Consider the following 1,358-nt stretch of genomic DNA (forward strand, 5'->3'; position numbering starts at 1 on the left):
TATCTTTGCGTATCGCAGTAAACAATTGATGAATGCAGGGCGTGGCATGGTTATTACGTCTGAAGAAGCGATTTTAGAAAATGAATCCAAACTGACTCATTGGACACCAAATGTTTATCGCTATGGAACTTATGCGGACGAAAATCGTTCAATCGTTAAAGGGCATTCGGAGAAAAATATTAGTCAAATCAATACTTTTGTCGTGGATATTGATTCTAAAGAAAATCATCAAGGAGAGATTTTCTTAGCTTGTGTGGATGAATTAGGGTATATGCCAACGCTCATTTTAGAATCAGAGCAAGGTTATCAAGTCTATTTTGTATTAAAAACACCTGCTTATGTGACGAAAAAGAGTAATTTCAAAGTTATTGAAGTGGCAAAACGTATTTCTACAACGATTCGGACACAATTGGCTAATCAGTTACCAGGTATTGATGTAGGTTGTAACCATTTTGGAATTGCTCGATTCCCAAACAAACAAAATATCGTATTTTGCGAGTTAGAAAATCAATATTCTTTTTCTGATTGGTTGAATTGGTCAATGAAAATGGCATCTAACCAAAAAACTGAAGCAGAAAGAAACGCGAAATTGATTGTTTTTCCTGAGAAAAAAGAGTATCGCCAAGTCGATGAGCCTTGGTTTGATTTGTTGATACGAAAAGCAGATATTATCGGGGGAGAAGGCCGATTAGGACGAAATAACGTGATTTTTACACTCTCTTTAGCTTATTATTCTTCTGGTTACGGACAAGAAACTTGTGAGTATAACATGTTTGAGTTTAACGAACGTTTAAACGATCCGTTGTCTGAAGGCGAAGTGCGAAAGATTGTCAAAAGTGCGTATTCTGGCAATTATCAAGCAGCCAATCGTGAGTTTGTTTTAGAATTATGCCAGGAATGGGTAGCTTCGGATATTCAAGAAAACGAGTTGTTTATCCAACGTCGTGGTTGGTGGAAGTTTAAGAAATCACGTGAGCAACGCCAATACAGTCATAAAAAGGAATGGCAAGAAGATATCATGCGTTATTTGAGCGAAAAAAGTGATCTTCGTATGCCTTATTTAAAACTGTCCAAAAAAGAATTGGCGGAACAATTGAACATGCCTTTAAGAAGTCTGGATCGTGCATTAAGTTCCTTAAAGCAAGAACACAAAGTGTTCTACAATGTCAAAAAAGGGCGTGGTGGCGGACTTTTACTTGCTTCAGTACGTGTATTATTCACAAGTTTGATCCAAGCGAAGAAAGAAGAAAAAGAAGCCTTTATTCAAGGAATCATTGCGCAGTTTAAACTAACCATCGATGAATGGACAAGCACCATTCAACAGCTATTACCGGAGAAAGAAGTCCAAGAAATCAGGC

At 37.3% G+C, this 1,358-nt stretch carries 1 protein-coding gene; it reads left to right on the top strand.

The genetic code is table 11. The features are described 5' to 3' along the window. Position 1 precedes the first annotated feature (1 nt). The coding region (locus AB5M32_RS13590) for a primase C-terminal domain-containing protein (protein ID WP_368024527.1) at positions 2-1,358 on the top strand (1,357 nt) is incomplete at its 3' end.

It is taken from the genome of Enterococcus sp. C57, assembly GCF_040887305.1.
GTDB lineage: Bacteria > Bacillota > Bacilli > Lactobacillales > Enterococcaceae > Enterococcus_B > Enterococcus_B hirae.